This window comes from Pseudomonas sp. S2_F03, assembly GCF_054668335.1.
In genome coordinates, this window is sequence record NZ_CP162759.1 from 5,928,624 (window position 1) to 5,953,158 (window position 24,535).

A 24,535-nucleotide genomic window follows, 5' to 3' on the forward strand; every position below is an offset into this window, starting at 1 on the left:
AACCCCTGAATTTTCAGGGGTTCGGGACAGCTTTGCCCTAAAAAACCGGAAAACAAGAACAATGAACAATAAAATCGAATTGCATCGGTTGGCGACGCAACAGCCCGCCCGGCATCCTCAGCCGACGGTCAAGGCCCGGGATCTGACGCACCTGATCTTCCAGCGGCCGGACTTGGATGAGGCGGCGCGGTTCCTGACTGACTTCGGCCTGGCGGTAAGTCGGCAGGAGGCCGATACGCTCTATATGCGGGCCACTGACGCCACTGCATATTGTTACCGTGTCCAACGGGCCGAACATGCACGTTTCATCGGGTTCGGACTTGCCGTGCAGTCTCTGGACGAACTGGAAAAGCTCACTCGAATCCCGGGTGCGTCATCGGTCGAGAAATCGGAACATCCTGGTAAAGGGTATTACGTCAGACTGACGGATCCTTCTGGGTTCATTGTGGAAGCCGTCTGCGACCAGACGCCATGCAAGACGCTGGCCCATAGAACTCCTCTCAACTGGAATCTGGCGACGGAACAACCGCGAATCAACGCCACGCAGCGCCCGCCGATTGCTCCCCCTGAAGTCCTCAAGCTTGGCCACATCGTCATTGAAGTGGCCGACTATCAAGCAACCTGTGCCTGGTATACGCAGCATTTCGGGTTTATTCCCAGCGATGTGCAGGTACTTCCCGATGGCACGCCTATCGTCACTTTCATGCGCCTTGATCTCGGTGACATTCCCGCGGATCACCACACGCTCGCGATTGCGCAAGGGTTCATGGCTACCTACAGCCATAGCGCCTATGAAGTCGTCGATGCAGACGCCGTGGGTATGGGGCAGCGCGTTTTGCGCGACCGCGGCTGGGAGCACTCATGGGGTATCGGCCGACACATTCTGGGCAGTCAGATCTTCGATTACTGGCAAGACCCTTGGGGTGACAAGCACGAGCACTACTGCGACGGGGATCTTTTCACGGCCACTCGGCCTACGGGCATTCATCCGGTCAGCCCCGAGGCAATGGCGCAGTGGGGGCAGCGCATGCCCAAGAGTTTTACCAAACCCAAGATGAGCCTGGCCAATCTGCTACTGCTGATCCGCAACCTGCGACGCAGCCCGGACCTGACCATTCGAAAGTTGGTAACACTCATGCGGATGTTCGGGTAGAGCTGTCGCCATGTCAGGCCGTTCAATCAGATATGGCCGGCGCGATGTGCTCAAAGCCGGCGCTGTGATCGCCGGCGTCTCGATGGTTTACAGCGTTACCAGCCCGCCCTCAGAACAACACCAGAATTCTCGTGCCATCGAGCACGGGGAAAACACCGCTCCAGGAGTGCCTTCAATGTCTGCAGTACACGTAGTCCGCTTTGAATTTCAGAATGGTATCCATTGGGGCGTGCTACGCCAGGGCCGTATCACAGTTGTTCCCGGTGTCTTTGAAACCACCGGCGACTTCATTCGCCAGAACAGTATCGACGACCTCGCTCAACTGAAAGGTTCGGAGTTGGAGGAGGGTGAAGTAAAACTGCTGTCTCCGGTCACCCGTAACCAGCAGTTCGTCTGCCAGGGTGCCAATTACCGCCAGCACATGATCGAGTCGGGCATGGACCCGGATGCGAAGAAATTCAATATGATCTTCACCAAGGCGACGAGTTGCCTGGTGGCGGCTGACAGCGACCTCATCAAACCGCGCCACGTGCGCTTCCTTGACTACGAGATCGAACTGGGTCTTGTGATGAAGCGCTCAATCACCGGCGCTATTGCTGTCACAGACGCCAATCTGCATGAGTTCATAGCAGGCGTCGTCATTGTCAACGACTACTCGGCTCGTGACATTCAGATTCCCCAGATGCAGTTTTACAAAGGCAAGAGCTACCGCACTTTCGGCCCGGTCGGCCCGTACCTCTGCCTTCTGGATGCCAAGAGCATGCATTACCTGAAAGCACTGCAGCTACGCCTGACAGTCAACGACCAGGTGCGACAGAACGACAGCACGGCCAATCTGGTTTACGGCCCCGCTGAAACCTTGACTGAACTCTCCGCCTTGCAAGATCTCGCCGTTGGAGACCTGATCGCCACCGGTACGCCTGCCGGCTGTGCCCTGACGATCCCTTCGCCTGCCAAAATGCGCATTGCAGCCCTGCTGCCCGAAGCCACCAAGTGGAAGCTTTTCCTCAAGGCGCAGGAAGGCCGGACGCAGTACCTCAAGGCCGGTGACGTGGTCGAGGCGCGCATTCGCAGCGCCGACGGTGTGATCGACCTCGGCGTACAACGCAACCGCGTCGTGGGGGAAGCCTGATGGTAGTGCAGACCCTGGATGACATCGAAACCCTCGAACGCGTCCCCTTGTCGGAGCGTGGCCTGGCTAGCAGCACTTATGAAGTTCTGCGTCAGGCGGCCGAGCGCTCCCCCGAGGCACCAGCGCTCAGTTTCTTCGCCGATGCCGCCGATTTCAAACGCACCTACAAGTGGAACTACTCCCATCTTTTCGCGGATATCACCCGCGCGGCAAATGCCTTCCATGACCTGGGCATAAAACCGGGCGAGGTGATTGCCTTCATCCTGCCCAACCTGCCGGAAACCCACTTCGCTCTATGGGGCGGGGAGGCGGCGGGGATTGCCATGGCGATCAATCCTCTGCTTGAAGCCAAGCAGTTGGCTGGCTTGTTGAATGCCGCGAAGGCATCCGTGGTGGTGACGCTCGCGCCGATGGCGGGCAGTGACCTGTGGCCCAAATTGGCGTCGCAGCTGAATCAGTTGCCCACGGTCAAGTCTGTTGTCTGGGTCAGCATGGAGCCCTATGTCGCGCAACCTGTACGTGGAGCTCTGAAAGCCGTGGCGCTGAAGGAACGAGACTTACACAGCGGCATCGCGATCCACGATTGGCAATCGCTGATGAACACTCAGCCGCACACACACCTGAAGAGCGGTCGACAAATTCGTCAGGATGAGTGCGCCTCCTACATCTGTACGGGCGGCACTACCGGGCTCCCCAAGATCGCCGCGCGTACTCATGGCTCGGAAGTATTCAACGCATGGGCCGTAGCGGCTCACTTGCAGCCACGCAGTGGTGGCCAGGTTATCTTTTGTGGCCTGCCGCTGTTTCATGTCAATGGCCAGCTGGTGACTGGGCTGATGCCTTGGACTCAAGGCGACCATGTGATCCTCGGGACGCCTCAGGGGTATCGGGGCGAGGGGGTGATCCCACGATTCTGGGAGATGGTCGAGCACTTCGGCATCAACCTCTTTTCCGGCGTGCCAACTGTCTATGCCGCACTTCTGCAAAATGAATGGCAAGGCCGGGATCTGTCCAGTCTTCGCTTTGCCATGTGTGGCGCCGCACCGATGCCGGCTGAGCTTTTCCGGGAGTTCGAGCGCCGGACCGGGGTGAGGATCCTTGAAGGTTACGGTCTTACCGAGGGTGCCTGCGTCTCTTCAATCAATCCACCCCATGGCGAGCGCCATATCGGCTCCATCGGGATGCGGATTGCCTACCAGAATATGCGCGCGGTCCTGCTCAATGATTCGGGAGAGTACCTGCGCGACGCCAACGTGGATGAGATCGGCCTCATCACGATCAGTGGTCCGAACCTCTTCGAGGGTTATCTGGAGGAGCGTCATAACCAGGGCCTCTGGATCGATATCGACGGTCAGCGCTGGCTGAATACAGGCGATCTGGGTCGCCAGGATGCGCAAGGTTACTTCTGGCTGACCGGACGCAAGAAGGAACTGATCATCCGCGGCGGCCACAACATTGATCCCAAGCAAATTGAAGAAGCTCTTCAGACGCATCCCGCCGTCGCCTTGGCCGCTGCAATCGGCAGCCCCGATGCCTACTCGGGCGAGGTGCCGGTTGCGTACGTTCAACTACGCCCCGGACAAGTGTGCAACGCCGAAGAGCTCCAGATATTCGCACATCACAACATCAGCGAGCGGGCAGCAGTTCCCAAGCGCATTGAAATCCTCAACGCGCTGCCACTGACGGCCGTGGGCAAGATATTCAAGCCGGCTTTGCAGCAGCGGGAGATTGCCAAAGTAGTCCTGCAGGAAGTCGAACGTCTGGGGCTTTCGGATATTGCTGTTGAAGTCGTGCAGGACAATCGTCGTGGGCAGGTTGCCTGCGTCAGGGCCGGCACCGACCAGGAAGTCCTGGCTCCGCTTTTGGGGCGTTACAGCTTTCAAGTCGAGTGGATTAATTGAGTTCCTGATTCGCAGTCTGTAAGTCCAGCAGTCATTCCCTGGCGCTGTTCAGCCAGGGTGTTTTACACACCATCGATCAACTCCAGCCGGCACTGAGAAGTGCACAGGACGGCGAAGCCTTGCCTGCGTGCAATCAACAAAAACAATAAACAAGAGGTGGAAAATGAAACTGAATAGCCGCGTGATCCCGTGTCTCTCTGCTCAGCGTAAGTGTGCTGTCTGGATTAAATTCAGCAGCGCCATCGCACTACTCAGTGCCTCCACTATTGCCAGCGCCAATGGCATTGCCTTAAACGAACAAAGTGCAAGCAGTGCGGGAACTGCTTATGCGGGAAGGTCATCTTCCGCGCTGGACGCCAGCACCATCTATGGAAATCCCGCAGGTTTGACCAAGTTGAAGCGCACTGAGATTTCCGGTGGTGCGGCGGTCGTTTCGGTGAGCGACGACATCAGTGATGCACAGAGCAGTGCCACAGGAACGAATAAAGGGGACTCCGTGCCGTTGGGAGTTGTGCCCTTCGCTTATATGTCGACGCCACTTGACGATCGTTTTTCGATTGGCCTGGGTCTCTATGCTCCGAGTGGTCTGATCAATGATTACGAGAGCACTTTTCAAGGCCGCTACCATGGTTCCTATAGCACGACAAAGGAGATTACCCTTCAGCCCACCATTGCCTGGCGGATCAATGATTACGTGTCCATTGGTGGCGGACCGACCATAAACCACTTCAATGCAAAGCTTCAAAACTACCTGGCCACCGGCGCCCTGAACAACGGCGAGGACACACTGGTCACCATCAAAGGCGATGACACAGCACTCGGCTACAACGTAGGCATCTTGGTTGACTTTACTGAGGCAACCCGTTGGGGGATCAACTATCACTCGAAGGTGGACTATGAACTCGAAGGGCATACTGAGGTTTCTGGCTCCCCGAGCGTGATCCCTCTGGACGGAAAGTATGACAACAAGATTGACCTCACTATGCCCGAATCCGTGGACACGTCTATCACCCATCATTTCAATAGTCGCTGGACGGGCTATCTGGGGACCACTTGGAAACGTTGGAGCCGGATCCAGAAGGTCGAGGCAATCAACAGCGGTCTTTCCCCCGTGGGGCAGGCGGCTGGCCTGGGAAGTGTGATCGAAGAAATGAACTGGCGCGACACGTGGAGCACCGCAGTTGGCGCCTCCTATCAATTGAACCAACAATGGCTGTTGCGCGCAGGCTACGCCTATGACCCGTCGCCAATCAGAAATGCCGATCGCAGCGTGCGCATTCCGGTTGGGAATCGCCAAGCCGTGACTTTGGGGGGGCTTACTCACCGAATTCCGATCTGACGATAGACTTTGCTTATGGTTATCTCTGGGATTCCAAAGTTTCCGTAAAGCAGCCGAACAACTCCGGTGTTCAACCTGAATACAGTGCCAACTACGACAACAGTGCGAATGGAGTTTCAGTGCAGGCTACCTATCGGTACTAAGCGACCTGACCTAAAAATCCCTCAACCTTCGCGCTGCGTTATTGCATTACGTCCGTAGGCATCACCAGTGGCGTCGCGAAATTTAACGCAATCATGTACACCGAGCCTCTGCCCGGCTCGGTCAGCCCGGCGTGTGTGCAAATGAAGTCGAACACCGTCTCGGCCTGGGCTTCATCCACCACCACGTTGACCACCCGGGAGAGAACCGCCTCCGGCACCTCGTTGCGGGGGGCTTTGGCGGCCTGCAGTACGGCCACGCCGCGGCAACTGACGCTGTCCGCGCGCGTAATGCCATGCGCCTCCTGCAACAACAGCAGCAGCCTGCGTTCCGTGCCATCGTCGGGCAACACACAGGTAATGAGTTTTGCCGCGCCGCCCGGAATACCCGCAACCGCCACGCTCATGAGGCACTCCCCTTGTTCCAGCATTTCGCGGGGAATGTAGGTGGCGACTTTTTCCACGGGTGTCGCATAGATCATGCCCGCACCGGGAACATCCAGGTTGGCCGCGTGGTAGATGGCCTCGAGTACTGCGTCTTGATAGTCGGCCGCGACCAGCAGACTGACCACTTCTTTCTCCGCATCGATGGCGATGCTGAGCAGGCCGTGCCGCTCACGGGGGCCAAGCCCGTGGGCGTGGTAGACAATGGCGCCTGGTGCGCCCATGCCCTGCGCCGCACGGATCACCAGGTCGGCACGCCCGACGGGGACAATGCAGGTGATCAGTGCAACGTCAGTCAGGTAGGTAATCCCTTCAGCTTTCATCCCGCTTCTCCGGTGTTCAATAATTGATTTGCAGGCTGTTGTGTGGCGGCCTTTGTCTGTCTCCACAACTGGAAACGGGCCCACTGTCCGAGCAGCATGACGCTGATGACAGGACCGACGGATGCCATACAAAGAATGCCGAAACCCTCGACTGCGTTAGTGGCATTGCCCAGCCCCAGCCCCATGGCCAGAACGAGCGGCACGGTGATGGGCCCCGTGGTGACACCGGCGCTATCCCAGGCCACATTGACGAACTCTTCGGTCGAAAAAACCGTCAGTACCACAGCGATTAAATAGGGCGGCACCACCAGCCAGACCAGTGGCAGGCCGAACACCAGTTTGGCCACACCTACGGCAATACCGCAGGCGACGCCTATCGATACAGCACGTATCAGGCTGCGCTTGCGGATAAAACCGTTGGTAAGGGTTTCGGCGGTGACGCCGAGCGCATTCAGCGCAGGCTCGGCGACGGTTGCCCCGTACCCGAGCACCCAGGCGAACGCCAAGGCCAGCACCAGTCCCACTTGATAGATATAGAGCGGGGAGTTGTCCGCGCCGGGTGTCTGCATGAAGGCCGCCGGAATCAGCGACCCCGCGCTTCCTCCCAGCTTCGACAGACCGTAGGTCAACCCGAGATTGAACACGCACATGCCCACCACGGTGAGTGCGATACCGAGGAGGATCTCGCCGCGCCGCGGCAGGTTCTGGCGCAACAGCAGTTTCAGCACCACCATCAGGAATATCACCAAAGGCACGATGGCCCGCAGTCCCGAAACAATCTCCAGTCCGGGGCTGACTTCGTGCCAGGGTGCCGCCAGTTGTCCGGCCTCGGTAGCGGCTTGCGCGGCGGCGACGATTTCCGCCGGCGAGGAGATAGCCGCCACGTACAGGCCCAGCAGCATTACCCCGATGACGGGAAACAGCGAAGCCAAGGTGACAATACCGAACCCGGACAGCCCGGAACCGCCCTTGCCGGCGGCAGCCGCGATGCCGATGCCCAGCGCCAGCACCAGCGGTACAGTGACCGGCCCGGTGGTGACCGCGCCAGCATCCCAAGCCAGGCCGATAACTTTCGCAAGCTCAGGGTCACTGGACATGTACACCGTCAGCAACAGCACGGGCGCCAGCGATAAATAGATCAACGGCTTCAGGCTCCAGCCGTAGAGGAAGCGCAGCGTACCGGTTACAGCGGCCAGACCGACGCTGGCCCCCACAACCAGGACCAGTTCGCTGGTCCATTGGTTGAGTATCGCCCAGAGGTAGGGCGCGCGCTGCGCAGAAACGTTCTGCCCAGCGGCGCGCAGCGCGCCGATAGCGGGTTCGGCGAAAGTCACCCCGATACCCAGCAGCAAGGTAACCAGCAACACAACTGGCAGGGATAACTTGCGCGGAAGGTTGCTGCCGATTATTTCGCCGAAGGGCATCAGGCCGAGTTTCAGCCCTTCCATAAACAACATCAGCCCGACGATCACGGCGAACAAGCCGCCCGTGACAAGCAGCGAATCCTCCACCAACTGGCGCAGGATGATGATCTGAAACAGCACCAGGTACAGGGCCAAGGGCACCACAGCGCGAACCTGCTCCATCAGTCGGACATTGAGATAAGGCTTGAGGATGGCGGCGATCTCGCCAGCTCGTAATTTTGCAGTTTTGTGGGGCGCGGCCTGCCAGCGGCCATCGGCATCGCGAACGGGGGCGGACACCAGTTCACGCATGGGGATTTCGCGGCGACCGGCTCCGATCATATGCATGTAGTCGGCGTAGCGAATGGAGTCTTTCATAGGCTCATCTGTTCAGGTTGATCTACCGGTGTACGACTAACAGGTGCTCTCGTATTGTCGCGGCGCGGGTTAACAGCCGATGTGCTATTCCGGCCGCGAACAATTTTGCCTACGGTGAGCAGGTGAAGTTTTGACTTCGGTCAAGGTGCTGATTGCGCATTTGTGTCCGGGTGTTGCGAGCTGTGTCGTCAAGGTCGGCATGACCGAACAGGTATTGAGCTCATGTTGAGTGCGCAGCGAATGTGTTGCTCATCCTTCATTCGCCCAAACACCCGTCGCTGCGGTGCGCCGAACATAATCGGTAAAGTCACGTGCCGGACGGCCCAGTGCGCGCTGGACGCCGTCGGCAAGGGGGGTATTGCGCCCGTCGAGCACGGTGGTGAAGAGGTACAGCACCAGGTCAATTAACCCGGCGGGAAGTTGTTCCTGTTCCAAGGCCTCTTTATAGGCTCGCGGCGGCACGGCGAGGAAGCGGATACCGCGACCGGTCGCTTGAGCGATCTGATCGACCGCCTCGGCGAACGTCAGCGCCCGTGGGCCCGTCAGCTCATAAAGCTGGCGTGAGTGTCCAGGTTCGGTCAGCGCCTGGACAGCAATCTCGGCAATATCCTCCACGTCGACAAAGGGCTCCGCGATATTGCCGACGGGTAGGGCGAGTTCGCCTTGAAGAATGGGCTCCAGAAAATGCGCTTCGCTGAAGTTCTGGAAGAACCAGCTGGCTCTCAAGATCGTCCAGTCGACACCGCTGTTTTGTATGACGCGTTCGGCTTGTTCAGCTTCGGCTTCTCCGCGCCCGGACAACAGCACCAGTTTGCTCACGCCACGTTTGACGGCCAGGTCGGTAAACGCCTGGACCGTTTCGACGGCGCCAGGAACGGCGAGGTCCGGCTGAAAGGAGATGTAAACGGCATCAACGCCATCAAGCTCCGCATCCCAGGTGATTCGATCCTCCCAGTCAAAGGGCGGATTTGCACCACGAGAACCCGAGCGCACCGGGCGTCCAGCCGATTGCAATTGCTGGAGGATTCGCCGGCCTGTTTTCCCCGTGCCACCGAGAATGAGGATGGTTTTTTGGGTGGTGTTCATCGCATTCATCTCCGTCGATTTAATGTGAGCAATACTCACGTTAAAAAGATGATAGATGCTCATGTTCTGCCGTCAACCAACGTCAGAACGGAAACCGACGTATGGCCATCTCCTTGGGTGTGTGGATAGGCGGTGCTAAGGTGAGTGCTTGTCACGTTATTAATCGAGAATCACGCCAGTGCCGAAGAAAGCCACCACCGGGCTCGAGAAAACCATTTCAGAGCCAGCGCGACGTAATCCCACGCAACAACGTAGTCGCGAGCGGCTGGAGCGAATCCTTGCCGTGGCAACGCAGCTGATCGCGACCAAGGGCAGCGATTCGTTAAAGATGAGTGAAATTGCCGAGCGCTCGGAGATATCGATCGGGTCGCTTTATCAGTATTTTCCAGACAAGAGCTCGGTGATCCGCACACTGGCCGAGCGCTATAACGCCGAGAGTCGCCGGTGTATCGAAGCCGCACTGGCAGCGGTTCAGGACGCGGCAGGGTTGCGCGAGGCCTATGCGAACCTGCTCGATCAATACTTCGACATTGTTCAGGCAGAGCCCGCGATGCGTGATATCTGGTCGGGGATGCAGGCCGACAAGCAATTGGTGGCGCTGGAGTTGGAAGAGAGTCGTGTGGCGGGCCGGTTACTGACCGATACGATGCTGCGAGTATTTCCAGGCAGTGATGTGCAGCGCGTTGCGGATGCCGCTTTTTTGATCTGGCAACTGGGTGAAGCGACCATGCGGTTGGCCATCACCTGCGAACCTGAAGAGGGGCGGCGACTGGTGGATGCGTTCAAGCGCATGTCGCTCGCGGAAATCATGGCACCCGCAAGCGATGCTTTGGGCAGCACCGGGTCGAGCGAAGTCGACCCTGCTGTCAACTGAGCCTGTTAAACAAAAGGTTGGCCGGCAAAACCACGAGGCAGTCTTTGCAACCCGGCCATGGCGGAGAGCCGTTCGACCCAGGCGGCACGCCAATCATTGGCGGTGTGAGTGGCTTTGGTCTTGCGTGCGGCACGGCGTGCTGCATTGCGCTGGGCCTTGCGCGCTTCCTTGTACGCATCGGTGTTTCGGCAGCTTCGGCATTTCACCCGATTCAATTCCTGGGTGGAAGTGAGGTTGCTGCCCTTGTGACCGCAGGCCAGATGCCCGCTGACTTTGAAGTGGGTGACCATGGTACGTCTCCTTCGCGACGTGTGATGGTTTGACCCCTGGCGAACGACAGCGTTCGATCGCTGTGTTGCGAGCAAAAAAAGCCCAGCGCAAGGCCGGGTTGGGGGAGCGGCAGATACTCAGGCAGGGGCGAACACGGTGACGATGAGGTCGCCGTTCATGTGCCCTGAAACAGGCCCTGTTCTCGCGTCGCGTGTCCGGATCGAATCATCTGAACCGTGGGAGGGGCGGGTCGACAGGTTTCAACGACGACAGCGTGTTTCGAATCAGAGGCGTGTCTTTTTCGATGTCGTTCAGCCGGTCACGAATTCTGAGGGCTGTAGGGTGCCCTCCTTGATGATCGACCCAGTCGGCAATTTCCTTGCACGCGGCAGCAAGGCGAGCCTGGCGGGAGTCAAGCAGGGTGAGGAGGGTGGTGATGGACTCTTTTTCGGACATGGCAAACACCTCCGTTGAAGAACCTGGCAATTGGCAGCAAAAAGCCCGCTGGGTGCGAGCTGTCTGCCGATGGGGTCACTGATCCTTCAGCTATTTCTCAGTATAGTCCCGCAGCAGACGGGTGAATGGTCATCAACCTTGACGGACCATCAGTTGCGACGTGGCATTGAGCCGTTGGCATTCTTTTCTGGCATCCGCTTCAGAATCGTAGCCATCGCCGATGAAACCCTGGGTGCGAGTGTCGGCGATGCGATACCAGACGGCAGCGTCGGGTGGCGGGTGACCCGCTTCTCCGGCTCGGCGACCATGAATGATGATCTTGTTGCATCGCTTCACAACGAAAATGTCTTCCATGGCGTCACCGTAGCTAATTCTTGTTCAGATCAACTATAGAAGTTCTTTGTGATCGTGCAAAAAATAGACAGGTCAGTTCGTCGCTTCAGCAGTGGCGATCATTCGCTCAAGGAACATTGCCAGCCCGACTTCCTCTGGCCTGAGTCCCTTTACGCAACCTGGGTCTGGGCAGTTCAGCCAAGGCTCCTAGCCAAAAGGCGTCGAACACTGCCGGATGGATATAGCATTTTCGGCACACCGCAGGCGTGTTGCCCAGTTGCCTGGCGACGTTTTTGACCATTTCCACGACTTGTCGTTTCGCCTCCGACTCCGGTTCCCACGGCATGGTCGCGCAACACGGACAACGCCAGCACACTGCCCGCCCAGGTGCGGTAGTCCTTGGCAGTGAAATCGGCGCCCGTGAGGGTTTGCAGGTAGGCGTTGACGTCGGCGGAACTGATGGTGTGCCGCTCGCCGTTTTCATCCAGATACTGAAACAGGTTTTGCCCGGGAATGTCCTGACAGCGCTTGATGATGCGTGCCAGGCGCCGGTCTTTCACTGTGATCTGGTGCTCGACACCGCTCTTGCCGCGAAACTGGAACCGGATCGCACTGCCGTTGACTTCAACGTGACGGCTGCGCAGGGTGGTCAGGCCATAGGAGCGATTGTCCCGGGCGTATTGCGTGTTTCCGACCCGGATCAATGTCGCATCGAGCAAGGTGATGACAGTGGCCATGACTTTGTCTCGGCTGAAGCCGGGCGCCGCCAGCAACGTTTCGAGCTGTTTACGCAAGGTTGGCAACGCCAGGCCAAAGTCCCGCAGGCGCGAGTATTTATCGGCATCACGCACTTCACGCCAGCGCGGGTGGTAGCGGTATTGCTTGCGCCCGCGAGCGTCGCGACCGGTGGCTTGCAGATGGCCGCGTGGGTCGGCGCAAATCCACACCTCCGTATACGCCGGCGGCACGGCAAGGGCATTGAGGCGTTTGATTTCGTCCGGGTCTGTAATGCGTTGAGCGGAAGGGTCGAAGTAGCTGAATTTTCCACGCAATAGTTTGCGGGTGATTCCGGGCTGCGTGTCATCGACATAGTGCAGGTCGGGTGGCAATCACATCTGGCAGCGCGTTATCGGCCATGGCGCGTCATCCTCGACGACAAATCAGGGGGCAATACAGCCATTGACCGCACCCATTCGCCGTCGTGCCAGCGGATTCAAGCCAGGACAGCCACCGCTTTGATTTGTGCCCAGAGTTGCTGTCCGGGATGCACCCCCAACTGGTCGCGAGAATAGCGGGTGATGCGTGACAGCAAAGGCGTGCCCGCGGCGTTCAGGCGGATCAGCACGTGGGCGGCATTATCGGCACCGATTTCACTGATGACTGTTACCGGCAAGCGATTGAGGATGCTGCTTTGCTCGATGCCATGCAGGCTCAGGCTGACATCGCGCGCTTGAACTTTGCAACGCAGTGCCTGGCCAAGCGGCATAGGTGCATGGGCTACGCGAATGCCCAGGTCGGTATCAGGCAACTGCAAGGTCAACAACTGATAGTGGGCGTCATACGCGCTCACGTGCCCCTCGATCACCACACCCGCGTCGTCGCCCAACGCCATTGGCAGGTCGAGGCGCGCGAGGGTTTCTCCCGATGGGGCCGCTGGCCAGTGCCTTGCCCTCGCTGAGCAGGACGATATGGTCGGCCAGTCGGGCCACCTCATCCTGCGAGTGACTGACGTACAGCACCGGGATTTCCAGTTCATCGTGCAGGCGTTGCAGGTACGGCAGGATTTCGTTTTTTCGCTGACTGTCGAGCGCTGCCAGCGGTTCGTCCATCAGCAACAGTTGCGGGCTGGTGAGCAGCGCACGGGCGATGCCGACTCGCTGCCGTTCGCCACCGGAAAGGTGCTGCGGGTGACGCTCCAACAGATGGCCGATTCCCAGCAGTTCCGTGGCATGACCCATGTCGACCCGACGCTGTTGTTTCGGGATGCGCTTGAGGCCAAATTCCAGATTCGCCAACACCGACAGATGCGAAAACAGGCTGGCTTCCTGGAAGACATAACCCAGCGCGCGCTTATGCGGCGGGACAAAAATCTTCTTTTCGCTGTCCTGCCAGACCTCATCGTTGACCCGGATGAAACCCTGTTGGGTCTCGCTCCAGGCCCGCGATACAGCGCAGGCAAGTGGTCTTTCCAGAGCCCGAGTGTCCGTAAAGTGCCGTCACTCCACGGCCGGGCATTTGCAAGTCCACGTCCAGGGCGAACCCCGAATAGCTGAGTTTCAGACGCATATCGATCATCGATCAGCTCCAGCCCGCTTTGGTTTTACGGCTGGAGTACAGCGCCAGCAATACTGCAAAGGAGAACACCAGCATCGCCCCGGCCAGCCAATGGGCCTGGGTGTATTCCATGGCTTCAACGTGATCGTAGATTTGCACTGAAACCACGCGGGTCTTGTCCGGAATGTTGCCGCCGATCATCAGCACCACGCCGAACTCGCCGACGGTGTGGGCGAATCCGAGAATCGCCGCGGTGATAAAACCGGGTCGCGCCAGCGGCAGGATCACGCTGAAGAAGGTGTCCCACGGATTGGCACGTAAGGTTGCGGCGACTTCCAGCGGACGAGTGCCGATGGCGGAGAACGCGTTTTGCAGCGGCTGAATCACGAACGGCATTGAATAAAGCACCGAGCCGACGACCAGCCCCGCAAAACTGAATGTCAGGGTGCCGAGCCCCAGCGATTGAGTGAACTGGCCAACAACGCCGTGAGGCCCTAGCACCAGTAACAAATAAAAACCAATCACCGTGGGCGGCAGGACCAGGGGCAGGGCGACGATCGCCCCGACCGGGCCGCGCAACCAGGAGCGGGTGCGCGACAGCCATAACGCAATCGGAGTGCCGATGACTAGCAGAATGGCTGTCGTCAGGGACGCCAGTTTGAGGGTCAGCCAGATGGCGGCGAAGTCGGCACTCGTCAGCGTCATTTAGAGTTGGTAACCGTAGTATTTGATGACAGCGGCAGCTTTCGGCCCCTTGAGGTAATCAACCAGCGCCTTGGCAGCCGGGTTGTCCTTGCCTTTGTTGAGGATCACCGCGTCTTGTTTGATCGGGTCATGCATGTCGGCCGGTACGATCCACGCCGAACCGCTGGTGACTTTGCCGTCTTTGTAGATCTGCGACAAGGCTACAAAGCCAAGTTCGGCGTTGCCGGTGGAAACGAACTGATAAGCCTGGGTGATGTTCTGGCCTTCAACGATCTTGTCCTTGACCTTGTCGGTCAGGCCCAACTTGGCCAGTACTTGAGTGGCGGCCAGGCCGTAAGGCGCGGCTTTGGGGTTGGCGATGGACAGGTGTGCGTATTCGTTCTTTTTCAGCACGTCGCCCTTGGCATCGACGTAGCCATCTTTGGCCGACCACAACGCCAGGGTGCCAATGGCGTAGGTGAAGCGGGAGCCCTTGACCGTGTCGCCTTCGGTTTCGAGTTTTTGCGGTGTGCTGTCATCTGCCGAGAGGAACACTTCGAACGGCGCGCCATTCTTGATCTGGGTGTAGAACTGGCCAGTTGCACCGTACGCGGCGACCAGTTTGTGCCCGGTGTCTTTCTCGAAATCGGCAGCGATGGCCTGGATCGGGGCAGTAAAGTTGGCAGCAACGGCGACCTGGACTTCGTCCGCGTGGGCGGAGCTGAAAGTAAAGACTGCGATCAGGCTGGCGAGGCAGGAAGGGGCAAAACGTGAGGCACGACTGGTCATCAAATGGCTCCGTGGTAGGCGAGTGCAGCAATGGGGGTAATCGCTATATAAAAGAATATATAGCGAAATGCCTTCAAACGGAACGTGTTGGTTTGTCGCATAAACCTGTGCCGCAACCTTTGGCGGCTACAGGGCTGATCTTATAGACGGGTCAGCTTGGCCAATGCTTCTTCTGCCAGGCGTCGGGTCAATTCTGCTGTCGTCATTTCAGCGCTCAATCGGAACGCCTGACCAGCCCACAGGTTGCTGAAGTCTGCCTCGTCCTTGGCTCGCAACGGCATCAGCGCGCCGCCGGCGAGCGGGAAGGTCGGCGCTTTATCGCTGATCGGCCCGAGTTCGCGCATCGCCCGGTTGAGAATTCCGCGGGCGGGGCGCCCCGTGAAAATGTTGGTGACGGCAGTCTCGCTTTCTTTTGCCGTGCGCAACGCTGTGTAGTGAGACTTGCTGACCTTGGCTTCTGGCGTGAACAAGTAAGCAGTGCCCACCTGTACCGCCGAAGCGCCCAGCATGAAGGCGGCCGCAACGCCTCGCGCATCACTGATCCCGCCGGCAGCAATCACCGGTACTTTCACGGCATCAACGATCTGAGGCACCAAGGCGAACGTCCCCACCTGGCTGCTCAGATCCTCGCTGAGGAACATCCCGCGATGACCACCGGCCTCGTAACCCATGGCGATGATGGCGTCGCAGCCATGCTGTTCCAGCCAGACAGCTTCTTCGACGGTAGTGGCTGAGGAAAGTATTTTGGCGCCGGTGGCTTTTACCCGGTCCAGCAGGGATTTTTCCGGGAGGCCGAAGTGAAAGCTCACGACTTCAGGGCGAAACTCTTCGACCAACTCACAGGCGGCGGCATCGAACGGCGCTCGATTTGAAACGGGCGTCGGTGCTTCGAAATCGACGCCCAGCTCCCGGTAGTAAGGTTCCAGCAGTTGCTTCCAGTCCCGGGCGCGCTGCTCATCAGGCGCCGGAGGTTGATGGCAGAAATAGTTGATGTTGAATGGGCGCTGGCAGTGTTGGCGAATCGTCTTCAGCTCCTCGCGCAGTTGCTCGATGCTCAGCATGGCCGCAGGCATCGAGCCCAGACCGCCGGCGTTACTCGCTGCGATGACCATTGCCGATCCATTGGCGCCGGCCATGGGGGCCTGGATGATTGGCAGGTCGATACCAAGCAGGTCAAGAATGCGGGTGTCTGGCCATTGGCTCATTTGAATGATTCTCCGACATCAAAACAGGGCAGGGACGGTAGAACAGGTTTTTACCAGCAATGACTGGCGCAGGGCCAGCCGACTTTTGGCCGGCTTGCTGGAAAACCGCGCTTAGCGTCGATGCAGGCCACCGCCGCCCCCAAACGAATGACTCATGAACTGAGAGGAGCTGTGGTAGTTGTTAAAACGTTGGTTGCCGAAGTCGCGGGCGGCAGACTCCCGATCCAGGCTTTGCATTTGCGTGGTGTTCACCGGGTTGACTCGAGTTTCGCCGCCCCTGACCATCGACTGCCAGCCATCATCGGTTTTTCTGTAGACGTTGCCATCATGCCCGGCGTAGACGTTGCCACCGACATGACCTACGCCTGAGTTACGTCCGCTGATGCCGCCGTACTGGGTGGTATTTCCGGTGTTGGGGTTGTAAACGGCACCACGGTTGGCATCGACCTGCGTCCCGTAACGAGCATTGCCGACTGTTGCATGCTGCCCCGCGATCGCGCCGCCATCAGGCCCTACAGCAACGCCACTGCGCCCCGCCGCATAATTGCCGGTGTAAACGTTGTGCACCGCGCCGCGTTGACCGGCTGCCGCGACACCGGTCCGTGAGTTGTAGGAAGAGCCAACCTCACCCGCCCAGCGATTGCCGGTCCAGGCGTTGTAGCCGGCACCGTATCGACTGACTGACGCTCGATCACCCCATTGGCGGTAGATGTTGCCAGTTGTACCGGCCCAGCCACCGGGGCCCCAGGCAACAGCGCCACCGTGATAGCCATAGGCGCCGCCGGCCCAAGGCAATGGCGCCGGATAAAGGTGAGGGCCCCAGGCATACCCCCAGCCGTAATTTCCCCACCAGGGATAGGCGCCCCAACCCCAACCCATGGCCACGGTGCTGCCACCCCAACTCCAGCCGAAACCAAAGCCGAATGTCCAGCCGGTCCAAGGGGTGTAGCGCATGGCGACGCCAAATCCGTAGGTTACGGGTGGCCCGTACCAGACGCTGCCCACCCACGGTGTATAGGGATAACCCGTGCCATAAACCACCACGCCGCTGTCCGGATCAATTGTGGTGCCCTGATACCCCGGCGTATAACCCACCACCACGGTGTCGCCATTGGCCTCGTAGACTTTGACGTGAGTGATGTAGTGCATCGGTGAGTTCGGTGGAATCGAGTAGATCACTGCCGGCACGGAAGTGGCGACCAGCCATGGGCCTTGAACCGAGCTGGCGTTGAACCAGATGCCGTTCTCGACCGCATACCAGCTGTTGGCGTTGACCATGATGATTGGCGTTGCTGTGTTCACCACGTATTGCAGCGGCGTGCCGCTGATGGCCTGGAGTTGCGGTTCTCCGTCGAACTGCGGCGTACTCATTTTGACCGCGCTTTTGTTGATCGCCGAGGTTTGCGGGATGGTGGCCGCAATGGCGGCTTCCTTGGCCTGTGGCGTGCCGGCAACGGAGGCCTTCACGTTCTCCTTGGCGCTGTCATCGGGAATGTTGGCGAAGTCGGTGGGCAGTTTGTCGGCGGGGACGAAGGTCCATGGCCCCTTCATGTCAGTTGCCTTGAACCAGCGTCCGGAGATCAGCACATAACTGTCCTGGTCACCGATTTCCTTGAAGAGGTGTCCGGTAGTGTTGGTGACATAAAGCAGTTGTGTACCTTCAATCGGTTGCCACTGGGGCGCACCGTCGGTGACGATCAGCTCGGTCGGCGCGGTGGCGATATGGATCTGCGGGATCGGTGGCTTGGCCAGGGTCGGTATCTTGTCCTTTGGATCACTCTGACCGGTCAGCAGGTCGACCTGACGGCTCTGGATCGCAGCTTTCCTGGCGGTCTCCAGTTCGGCCGAGGGCGATGGCACCGGCGTGTATTGGCCGCCCAACTGATCCGCGATCATCCAGCCATCAAATACATGCAGGTAGTGTTTGCCTTGAGCATCCTTGAGCAGCAGCGGGCGGGTGTTGATGACCCGCTCCAGCGAAGTGCCGACTACCGGGCGATAAGCCGGTTCCCCATCGATGTACACCAGGATCGCCGGTACATCAGAGGTGATGATTGCCGGCGGCGCGTTCTCGATAGGTTCGCCACTGGACTTTTTCTCGGCGGCAAGCACCCCCACAGCGGCTTCCAGTTGATCGAGGGAAATGGTTTTCTTGCGATCGGTCGCGTCTTTTTGCAGGGCCATGACCCAGGTGTCGGCTTGTGCAGCGCTGGATGGGAAATCGGCTTTGATGAGGGTGTATTGATCGAGCGCAACCCAGCGGGTGGCTTTGTCGACCAGCGTATGGGCGCTGAATTGCACAATGCCGTAGGTGGATTTTCCATCGGCCCCGGTGGCCTCGACCGCTGCCCGCGCCTGCAAGGTGTAACCGTCCCAACTGTCGAGCTGTGGCTGGTAAACGGTTAGCCTGGTATCCCCGCTGGTCAGAACTTGAGGCCAGGTCGGCGCTGACGGTGCCTCGTTGGCAGGGGCCCCGGAATGGGTCGTCGGTGCGGCCTGCACCGAGGTAAAAAACAACAGGCAGAGCATCAGCAGAACGATACGGAAGCGGGGGTGAGGCATTGTCAGCTCCATTGACGAGACGGCTTTTCGGGTATTTCAGTACCGCGAAAAACAGCATAGTCGGACCGGGTGGAAACGCTCGGCACTTAGACGCTTTAGCTTAAAGTCTTGTACGGCGAGATGTTTCTTTGTGGTATTTCAAGGGTCCACCTGATTGACTCCATTGAGAGGCAGTGATGTTCAAAGGCATTTTGATCGACAAAGATGACAGCGGCTACCGGGCCACACTTCAAGAGATCAATGACGATCAACTGCCCGAGGGCGATGTAACGGTACGCGTGGCGTACAGCACGCTGAACTTCAAGGATGGATTGGCAATTACCGGCAGCAGTCCGGTGGTGCGAAAGTTTCCGATGGTGCCGGGGATTGATCTGGCAGGTACTGTCGAAGTCAGTGATCACCCGGACTACAAGGTCGGTGATCAAGTCGTACTCAATGGCTGGGGTGTAGGCGAAGGGCATTGGGGCGGGCTGGCACAGAAAGCACGTCTGAACGGTGACTGGCTGATCCCGTTGCCAGAGGAATTTACCACCGCTCAGGCCATGGCGGTCGGCACGGCAGGCTACACGGCCATGCTGAGCATCCTGGCGCTGGAGCATAACGGCGTGACGCCCGAGCAAGGCGAAGTGCTGGTGACCGGTGCCAACGGCGGTGTCGGCAGTTTCGCCATCGCGCTGCTGAGCAAACTGGGCTATCGCGTCGTCGCATCCACCGGGCGCACGTCCGAGCACGACTACCTCAAACAGCTGGGAGCGAGTGAAATCATCGACCGCGCTACGTTGTCCGAACCCGGCAAACCACTGGCCAAAGAGCGTTGGGCGGCGGTCATCGACTCGGTCGGCAGCCACACATTGGCCAATGCCTGTGCCAGTACGAAGGCGAATGGCACGGTAACGGCCTGTGGCCTGGCACAAGGCATGGACTTCCCGGCCTCTGTCGCCCCGTTCATTTTGCGCGGTGTGACCTTGGCCGGGATCAACAGCGTGACCCAGCCAAAGGCCAGACGCGTGTTGGCCTGGAATCGACTGGCCAAGGACCTGGACTTCTCGTTGTTGCCGCTGATCAGCCATGAAATCGGCTTGAGTGAAGCCATCGATGCCGCACCGCGCTTGCTTGCCGGGCAATTGCGCGGGCGGGTGGTGGTCGATGTGAATCGCTGATCAGCGCGTCTCGCGTTCCAGCAACTGACGCTTGCGCTCAACCCCCCCAGCGATAACCCGACAGGTTGCCATCGCTGCGTACCACGCGATGGCAAGGGATTGCCACCGCCAGGCTGTTCGCGCCACATGCCTGGGCCACGGCGCGCACCGCCTTCGGCGAACCGATGCGTTGGGCGATGTCGGCATAGCTGGCGGTACGGCCGGCGGGAATCTCACGCAGGGCTTGCCAGACGCGTTCCTGGAACGCCGTGCCGCGTACGTCCAGCGGCAAGTCGAGGCCGATGGCCGGGGCTTCAATAAACCCTACAACCTTGGCGATCAATTGCTCGAAATCATGGTCGGCACCGATCAGGTTCGCGCGGCGAAACTTGTCTTGCAGATCGCAGACCAACTGGTGCGGGTCGTCCCCGAGCAAAATCGCGCAAACGCCGCGTTCACTTTGCGCAACCAGAATCGCCCCCAGGGAGCACTGGCCGACGGCAAAGCGGATGTCGTTGTTCTGTCCGGCAGCGCGGTAGTCTCCAGGTTTCATGCCTAACAGGTGATCGGCTGCTTCATAGAATCGACTGTTGGAGTTGAAACCGGCCTCATACAGAGCGTCGGTGATGGTCCCCCCATCAGCCAGACGTTCGCGCACCTTGCGCGAGCGATGGGCCGTGGCGTAGCCCTTGGGTGTCAGCCCGGTGACGGCTTTGAACACTCGATGGAAATGGAAACTGCTCAGGCCCGCTGCGTCGGCCAGTTCATTGAGTGCAGGCAGATTTTCGGCGGACTCGATGTGCCGGCAGGCTGCGGCCACCGTGGCCGCGTGTTGAGCGGCGACATCACTTTGATCTTTAACGGCTCGTTTGCTCGGACGATAGCCTGCCGCCTGAGCTTGCTCCGGCGTGTCGAAAAACTCCACATTCTGCGGTTTTGGCAAACGTGCGAGGCTGCTGGGGCGACAGTAGATGCCGGTGGTTTTTACGGCATAGACAAATTGCCCGTCCGCGGCAGGATCGCGGGCGACGACCGCGGCCCAGCGAGGATCGATTTCAGTCACTGTTTTAGTCGAATGAGTTGTCATGTCGGTATTTCCATTGACCTGTTTCATTCAGATTAATCAGACAGAAGTGGCGCAGCACTCCGGGTCTTGCGGTCAAATTCGAGCGCATCATCGCGCAGTGCGAAACGTGAAGTTGATCCGTTGTTCGCCCAGCCTTGGATGATGCCCGTCCTTGATCGGCAGTACGCCGTGATAGCGCAAGCGGTCCACGCCACCCCAGACTACGATGTCGCCATGGAATAGCGGCACGCGCTGGCTTTTATCGCCTCGTTCGAAGCCACCGAACAGGAAGGTCGCCGGCAACCCCAGCGACACCGACACGATCGGTGCTGCGTAGGAGTTTTCGTCTTTGTCCTGGTGCAATGATATTTTGGCCCTCGGAACATAGCGGTTGATCAGGCAGGAATCGGGAACAAACGCCGCAAATCCCGCTTCACGTGCCGCTGCTTGGGCCAGTTCGAAAAACACTTCAGGCATCTCGGGCCAGGGATTTCCGGTCTGTGGGTCGTCGCGTGTGTATTGATAGCCGCTTCGGTCGGTGGTCCAGCCCCAGGTGCCGCAACTGCTCAAGGCCACTGACATGGTAAAGCCGCCGGGCGTAACCATCTGCCGAAACGGCGCGGCTGCCAGGATTGCGTCCAGGGCGATCAGCAACGGGTCCAGCCAGGGCAGGGCGAAGCCGCGCAGGACGCAGGATTGTTCACCGATCTGCAAGCGCCTGGGCGGTTGCTCGGGTTCGGTGTCAGCAAACAAATCCAGGGTAATTGGGCTCATGACTCATGACTCATAACGCATCGTGAAAGATGATTCCAAGGGTATGCCGTTTTCCGCTGTGCAGGCGACTCACGCCGTGGCGCATGTTCACTCGGTAATACCCGCGAACACCTTTGACCGGCCGCTGGCTGACGGCAAAGATCACGGCATCGCCTTTTCTCAGGTCAATGACTTGAGGGCGTGATTGCATTCGGGGGCGCTGTTCGGTCAGCAAGAACTCGCCGCCGGTAAAGTCTTCGTTCGGTTCTGACAGAAGAATCGCCACTTGCAATGGGAAAACGTGTTCGCCGTACAGGTCCTGATGCAGGCAGTTGTAGTCCTGCGGGCCATATTGCAGCAACAAGGGCGTGGGGCGCTCCTGACCGGCGGCATGGCAGCGTTGCAAAAAGCTTCATGCGATGCGGGGAAGCGCGTCGGCAGCCCCATGCATTCGTGCCAGCGATTGGCAATCGGTACCAGGCCGGGGTAGAGCTCGCTGCGCAATCGAGCGACGGGATCCGGTAGAGGGTATTTGAAGTATTTGTACTCGCCCCGACCAAAACCGTGACGAGCCATTATCACCTGAGAACGAAAGCGTTCGGGCTCCCCATAAAAGGCGCTGATTTCGTCGCAGTCCGGGGCGCTGAGGAGCGATCTGATAATGGCCCAGCCATCCTCATCGAGTTGTTGCTCCAGCATATTCTGACTCCTTGACCCAAGGTTGAGGTAGTCAGTCTAAACAGGGGGAGGGGGCGAACACTCCGGCGCTTGCGGTCAAATTTCAGAATCGGGAGCCAACATCCATGTGGTCGCTCCGCAGGCTATTACAGCGCTTTGCTGACGCTGATCTCGCTGATGACGTCCTCGCTCTGGCCATGAATGGCATCGAGCGCGGCCTTGGCTTCTTCGGCGGTGCCGTTTTCAAGCTGGGCAAACTCGAAGCGGCGTTCACCGTTGAGTTTGTATTTGATGACGTACTTGGTCGTTTGAGCCACGGTCATGTCTGCCTTTCTTCGTCTGCGGACGTTGCTCAGCTCAGTTTCGAGCTGGAGCGACGGATGATCTTGATCGAGTGAGTCAGGGTCGGTTTACGTGTAACACTGATCGGGCGGCGGTTGACCGTGTCGATGGTGATGTTCCAGAAACCGGTGCTCGGCGCGGTGATCCGGGCCGGGAAGGTGTCGAATGCGCCGCCGTGGTAAGTGTGACGACCACCATTTTTGAAGCTGCGGAAGTTGGCGTCGTTCATCAAGCGGATGTTGCACGTTTGGGAGCACTGGATGACGACAATGTCGTCTTCATTGAGGTGCTCGCGCTGGTGGATAAATTTCATGGGGCGCCTCCAGAAGGGCTTTTTCTACAAAATCAAAACGATAGCATGGGCGATTGGCGCAGTTTATCAGCCCGAACAGGTTATTATCGGGTCGTCGGGGTCCGCTTTGACAATTAAAAACAGTTATTCGGAATTCTATGAGCGATAAAAGCGGTACGCCTCGGAGAAAATCAGCATTTGCGCTGTCCGAGGGTCTTTATCGGAGGTTTTGTATGAAGTGGGGTGTGTTAGTCCTGCCGGTGGCGTTGGTCATGAGTGGCTGCGCGAGTGTTTCGGAGATCAACGAGACGCTGCCGACCATGAGCGTGATCTCAGGCAAGAAGCCCCATGAGTACGCGCAGTGTCTGGTTACACAACTGGCCGAGAGCCGTGGCGCTCTACAGGTGGAGCCGCACAAGGACGGGATGCGCGTGATTGTTCCGGCGAAGTTCTCCTCGGATCCGGCAGCTGTCTTTGACATTGAAGAACGCTCCGGTGGTAGCAGCATCAAGCTGCATGAGCGGATGTCCAATGTGCCAGTGCGTCCAAAAGACGTGCAGAAAGCAGCCAATACCTGTATTTCCGGCTGATAGACTACTCGCCGCAATCAACATTGATGCCGTCAAGGTTTTGCTTTGACGGCATTGTCATTTCTGGAGTCGGGCATGAAGCGAGAGCAGGTTCGGGAGCGCCATGCAGAGGGCCACATCTCTGCCACCCATGTGATTCAGAATCCGGCGAATTCAGGGGAATGGATCGTGTTTTTCAAGAAAAGCGCCGGGCGCAGCTATTTTCTGGTGGACGATAACGATGAAGTCGAATCTTTCTGTCGTCTCGACGACTTGATCGAGACCGTGCGCGGTCTCGGGATCAAATTTGCTGAAATTCACATATAGCGTCAGCGCCTTACTTGCACACCACAACCACGCTCCGGTTCTTGAAATTGCCGACGTCGACACCCAGGGTCTTGTCGCTTTCCTTGGTTGACGGTGTGCCGTCGGTGCCGACAATCCGGTAGCCGGTGCCAGCGCAGGAGGTATCGGCTTTTTCGTAGCACGTGGCCCAGGAGTTGGCTTCGCCGGAGCAGTCGATGGCCAGCCCCTGCTCGCCGTTTTTCAGATAAGCCGGTTCCGAGGTGGCACAGCCGCTCAGGGCCAATACTGCAATCAGAGGCAAAAATTTTGTCATGTCATTGTCGTCGTCAGGATGATGGGGCTAAGCCTGTGACAGCGCTGGCATCAAAAGGTTATAGCGAAGGGCCACTTCTTTGCAGGCGCCACAAAAAAGCCCTGCGCGAAGCAGGGCTTGGTCAAAAAGCGGGTTCAGATCAAGTCTTGTCTTTACCGCGGCGTTTGACGGTTGGGTGTTCAAGCTGCAATACGGATGCCACTTCAATCGCGAGCGCTTCGCTAGTGAATGGCCCGGCGATATTCTCGCCGCCGCCGAAGTTGTTTATCCACCATTGGCCGTCTTTCGCCTGAATGATCAGGAACCCGTTGATGCTTTTTGCTTCCGACAT

The 24,535-nt window shown here is 58.7% G+C and carries 22 protein-coding genes and 5 pseudogenes; 8 read left to right on the forward strand and 19 right to left on the reverse strand.

All coding sequences use genetic code 11. The features are described from left to right. The first annotated feature begins 61 nt into the window (after positions 1–61). From AB4N76_RS27915 to AB4N76_RS27930, 4 genes and pseudogenes are all read left to right on the forward strand, one after another. Positions 62–1,153: a VOC family protein gene (locus tag AB4N76_RS27915; RefSeq protein ID WP_046027402.1), complete on the forward strand. Its 1,092-nt coding sequence runs from the start codon at positions 62–64 to the stop codon at positions 1,151–1,153. Between the two features lie 175 nt (positions 1,154–1,328). After that, positions 1,329–2,285, forward strand: coding sequence for a fumarylacetoacetate hydrolase family protein (locus AB4N76_RS27920; protein ID WP_046027401.1), 957 nt, complete (start codon positions 1,329–1,331; stop codon positions 2,283–2,285). After that, the gene (locus AB4N76_RS27925; RefSeq protein WP_460163823.1) at positions 2,285–4,186 is read left to right on the forward strand and encodes an acyl-CoA synthetase; all 1,902 of its coding nucleotides are present in this window, start codon (positions 2,285–2,287) and stop codon (positions 4,184–4,186) included. Before AB4N76_RS27920 ends, AB4N76_RS27925 begins: the two co-directional genes overlap by 1 nt. A gap of 163 nt (positions 4,187–4,349) precedes the next feature. Next, a pseudogene (locus AB4N76_RS27930) lies at positions 4,350–5,668 on the forward strand (outer membrane protein transport protein). 38 nt (positions 5,669–5,706) lie between these two features. On the opposite strand, the gene AB4N76_RS27935 reads toward AB4N76_RS27930, so the two are convergent. From AB4N76_RS27935 to AB4N76_RS27945, 3 genes are all read right to left on the reverse strand, one after another. After that, the gene (locus AB4N76_RS27935; protein WP_460163824.1) at positions 5,707–6,432 is read right to left on the reverse strand and encodes a P-II family nitrogen regulator; all 726 of its coding nucleotides are present in this window, start codon (positions 6,430–6,432) and stop codon (positions 5,707–5,709) included. Next, positions 6,429–8,213: a DUF1538 domain-containing protein gene (locus AB4N76_RS27940; protein WP_109784741.1), complete on the reverse strand. Its 1,785-nt coding sequence runs from the start codon at positions 8,211–8,213 to the stop codon at positions 6,429–6,431. Before AB4N76_RS27940 ends, AB4N76_RS27935 begins: the two co-directional genes overlap by 4 nt. A 249-nt stretch (positions 8,214–8,462) precedes the next feature. Next, complete coding sequence (locus AB4N76_RS27945; protein ID WP_460164651.1) at positions 8,463–9,299, reverse strand: NAD(P)H-binding protein; 837 nt, start codon at positions 9,297–9,299, stop codon at positions 8,463–8,465. Positions 9,300–9,477: 178 nt separating this feature from the next. On the opposite strand from AB4N76_RS27945, the gene AB4N76_RS27950 reads away from it, so the two are divergent. Continuing rightward, positions 9,478–10,173: a TetR/AcrR family transcriptional regulator gene (locus tag AB4N76_RS27950; RefSeq protein ID WP_046027394.1), complete on the forward strand. Its 696-nt coding sequence runs from the start codon at positions 9,478–9,480 to the stop codon at positions 10,171–10,173. A gap of 5 nt (positions 10,174–10,178) precedes the next feature. On the opposite strand, the gene AB4N76_RS27955 is transcribed toward AB4N76_RS27950, so the two are convergent. The 9 genes and pseudogenes from AB4N76_RS27955 to AB4N76_RS27995 form a co-directional block, all read right to left on the reverse strand. Further along, positions 10,179–10,463, reverse strand: coding sequence for a hypothetical protein (locus AB4N76_RS27955; protein WP_046027393.1), 285 nt, complete (start codon positions 10,461–10,463; stop codon positions 10,179–10,181). A 205-nt stretch (positions 10,464–10,668) separates the two neighbouring features. Beyond that, the gene (locus AB4N76_RS27960) at positions 10,669–10,899 is read right to left on the reverse strand and encodes a hypothetical protein (protein WP_007946177.1); all 231 of its coding nucleotides are present in this window, start codon (positions 10,897–10,899) and stop codon (positions 10,669–10,671) included. 132 nt (positions 10,900–11,031) lie between these two features. Further along, positions 11,032–11,253 (reverse strand): hypothetical protein, encoded by a 222-nt coding sequence (locus AB4N76_RS27965; RefSeq protein ID WP_046027392.1) that lies wholly within the window; start codon positions 11,251–11,253, stop codon positions 11,032–11,034. Between the two features lie 72 nt (positions 11,254–11,325). Further along, positions 11,326–12,369 (reverse strand): annotated as a pseudogene (locus tag AB4N76_RS27970) (DNA topoisomerase IB). A 76-nt stretch (positions 12,370–12,445) separates the two neighbouring features. Beyond that, positions 12,446–13,527, reverse strand: a pseudogene (modC, locus tag AB4N76_RS27975) (molybdenum ABC transporter ATP-binding protein). 3 nt (positions 13,528–13,530) lie between these two features. Continuing rightward, positions 13,531–14,211 (reverse strand): molybdate ABC transporter permease subunit, encoded by a 681-nt coding sequence (modB, locus tag AB4N76_RS27980; RefSeq protein WP_258668262.1) that lies wholly within the window; start codon positions 14,209–14,211, stop codon positions 13,531–13,533. Beyond that, entirely contained in the window at positions 14,212–14,979 is a 768-nt protein-coding gene (gene modA / locus AB4N76_RS27985) for a molybdate ABC transporter substrate-binding protein (RefSeq protein WP_460163825.1), read from the reverse strand. It lies immediately after the preceding gene. 140 nt (positions 14,980–15,119) lie between these two features. After that, positions 15,120–16,184: an NAD(P)H-dependent flavin oxidoreductase gene (locus AB4N76_RS27990; RefSeq protein WP_460163826.1), complete on the reverse strand. Its 1,065-nt coding sequence runs from the start codon at positions 16,182–16,184 to the stop codon at positions 15,120–15,122. Between the two features lie 111 nt (positions 16,185–16,295). Beyond that, positions 16,296–18,746 carry an autotransporter gene (locus AB4N76_RS27995; protein ID WP_460163827.1) on the reverse strand — a complete coding sequence of 817 codons (2,451 nt, stop codon included), beginning with the start codon at positions 18,744–18,746 and terminating at the stop codon, positions 16,296–16,298. 176 nt (positions 18,747–18,922) lie between these two features. Here AB4N76_RS27995 and acuI point away from each other — a divergent pair, with 176 nt between their 5' ends. Further along, the gene (acuI, locus tag AB4N76_RS28000; RefSeq protein WP_460163828.1) at positions 18,923–19,906 is read left to right on the forward strand and encodes an acrylyl-CoA reductase (NADPH); all 984 of its coding nucleotides are present in this window, start codon (positions 18,923–18,925) and stop codon (positions 19,904–19,906) included. Here the strand turns inward: acuI and ada are convergent. From ada to AB4N76_RS28025, 5 genes and pseudogenes are all read right to left on the reverse strand, one after another. Continuing rightward, a pseudogene (gene ada, locus AB4N76_RS28005) lies at positions 19,907–20,972 on the reverse strand (bifunctional DNA-binding transcriptional regulator/O6-methylguanine-DNA methyltransferase Ada). 87 nt (positions 20,973–21,059) lie between these two features. After that, the gene (gene alkB / locus AB4N76_RS28010) at positions 21,060–21,725 is read right to left on the reverse strand and encodes a DNA oxidative demethylase AlkB (protein WP_460163829.1); all 666 of its coding nucleotides are present in this window, start codon (positions 21,723–21,725) and stop codon (positions 21,060–21,062) included. Between the two features lie 10 nt (positions 21,726–21,735). Beyond that, a pseudogene (locus tag AB4N76_RS28015) lies at positions 21,736–22,280 on the reverse strand (2OG-Fe(II) oxygenase). Positions 22,281–22,528: 248 nt separating this feature from the next. After that, a complete protein-coding gene (locus AB4N76_RS28020) occupies positions 22,529–22,705 on the reverse strand; it encodes a hypothetical protein (RefSeq protein ID WP_158283912.1) in 177 nt (58 codons plus the stop codon). A gap of 29 nt (positions 22,706–22,734) precedes the next feature. After that, positions 22,735–23,037 carry a DUF1883 domain-containing protein gene (locus AB4N76_RS28025; protein ID WP_008065357.1) on the reverse strand — a complete coding sequence of 101 codons (303 nt, stop codon included), beginning with the start codon at positions 23,035–23,037 and terminating at the stop codon, positions 22,735–22,737. Positions 23,038–23,249: 212 nt separating this feature from the next. Between AB4N76_RS28025 and AB4N76_RS28030 the strand changes: the two genes are divergently transcribed. Next, positions 23,250–23,606: a hypothetical protein gene (locus AB4N76_RS28030; RefSeq protein WP_109784754.1), complete on the forward strand. Its 357-nt coding sequence runs from the start codon at positions 23,250–23,252 to the stop codon at positions 23,604–23,606. Positions 23,607–23,681: 75 nt separating this feature from the next. After that, positions 23,682–23,912 (forward strand): hypothetical protein, encoded by a 231-nt coding sequence (locus tag AB4N76_RS28035; protein ID WP_046027380.1) that lies wholly within the window; start codon positions 23,682–23,684, stop codon positions 23,910–23,912. 10 nt (positions 23,913–23,922) lie between these two features. Here the strand turns inward: AB4N76_RS28035 and AB4N76_RS28040 are convergent, their stop codons facing one another. Both AB4N76_RS28040 and AB4N76_RS28045 read right to left on the reverse strand, forming a co-directional pair. Continuing rightward, positions 23,923–24,204, reverse strand: a complete 282-nt coding sequence (locus tag AB4N76_RS28040; RefSeq protein ID WP_046027379.1) for a hypothetical protein — start codon at positions 24,202–24,204, stop codon at positions 23,923–23,925. Between the two features lie 139 nt (positions 24,205–24,343). Then, positions 24,344–24,535, reverse strand: a complete 192-nt coding sequence (locus AB4N76_RS28045) for a hypothetical protein (RefSeq protein WP_046027378.1) — start codon at positions 24,533–24,535, stop codon at positions 24,344–24,346.

Coding starts and splice junctions, on each gene's coding strand:
- AB4N76_RS27920 (WP_046027401.1), top strand. CDS start 1,329: ATGTCTGCAGTACACGTAGTCCGCTTTGAATTTCAGAATGGTATCCAT.
- AB4N76_RS27945 (WP_460164651.1), bottom strand. CDS start 9,299: ATGAACACCACCCAAAAAACCATCCTCATTCTCGGTGGCACGGGGAAA.
- AB4N76_RS27995 (WP_460163827.1), bottom strand. CDS start 18,746: ATGCCTCACCCCCGCTTCCGTATCGTTCTGCTGATGCTCTGCCTGTTG.
- AB4N76_RS27965 (WP_046027392.1), bottom strand. CDS start 11,253: ATGGAAGACATTTTCGTTGTGAAGCGATGCAACAAGATCATCATTCAT.
- acuI (WP_460163828.1), top strand. CDS start 18,923: ATGTTCAAAGGCATTTTGATCGACAAAGATGACAGCGGCTACCGGGCC.
- AB4N76_RS28045 (WP_046027378.1), bottom strand. CDS start 24,535: ATGTCGGAAGCAAAAAGCATCAACGGGTTCCTGATCATTCAGGCGAAA.
- AB4N76_RS28030 (WP_109784754.1), top strand. CDS start 23,250: ATGAAGTGGGGTGTGTTAGTCCTGCCGGTGGCGTTGGTCATGAGTGGC.
- AB4N76_RS27990 (WP_460163826.1), bottom strand. CDS start 16,184: ATGAGCCAATGGCCAGACACCCGCATTCTTGACCTGCTTGGTATCGAC.
- modB (WP_258668262.1), bottom strand. CDS start 14,211: ATGACGCTGACGAGTGCCGACTTCGCCGCCATCTGGCTGACCCTCAAA.
- AB4N76_RS28040 (WP_046027379.1), bottom strand. CDS start 24,204: ATGACAAAATTTTTGCCTCTGATTGCAGTATTGGCCCTGAGCGGCTGT.
- modA (WP_460163825.1), bottom strand. CDS start 14,979: ATGACCAGTCGTGCCTCACGTTTTGCCCCTTCCTGCCTCGCCAGCCTG.
- AB4N76_RS27955 (WP_046027393.1), bottom strand. CDS start 10,463: ATGGTCACCCACTTCAAAGTCAGCGGGCATCTGGCCTGCGGTCACAAG.
- AB4N76_RS27940 (WP_109784741.1), bottom strand. CDS start 8,213: ATGAAAGACTCCATTCGCTACGCCGACTACATGCATATGATCGGAGCC.
- AB4N76_RS28020 (WP_158283912.1), bottom strand. CDS start 22,705: ATGACCGTGGCTCAAACGACCAAGTACGTCATCAAATACAAACTCAAC.
- AB4N76_RS27935 (WP_460163824.1), bottom strand. CDS start 6,432: ATGAAAGCTGAAGGGATTACCTACCTGACTGACGTTGCACTGATCACC.
- alkB (WP_460163829.1), bottom strand. CDS start 21,725: ATGAGCCCAATTACCCTGGATTTGTTTGCTGACACCGAACCCGAGCAA.
- AB4N76_RS27925 (WP_460163823.1), top strand. CDS start 2,285: ATGGTAGTGCAGACCCTGGATGACATCGAAACCCTCGAACGCGTCCCC.
- AB4N76_RS27915 (WP_046027402.1), top strand. CDS start 62: ATGAACAATAAAATCGAATTGCATCGGTTGGCGACGCAACAGCCCGCC.
- AB4N76_RS27960 (WP_007946177.1), bottom strand. CDS start 10,899: ATGTCCGAAAAAGAGTCCATCACCACCCTCCTCACCCTGCTTGACTCC.
- AB4N76_RS28025 (WP_008065357.1), bottom strand. CDS start 23,037: ATGAAATTTATCCACCAGCGCGAGCACCTCAATGAAGACGACATTGTC.
- AB4N76_RS28035 (WP_046027380.1), top strand. CDS start 23,682: ATGAAGCGAGAGCAGGTTCGGGAGCGCCATGCAGAGGGCCACATCTCT.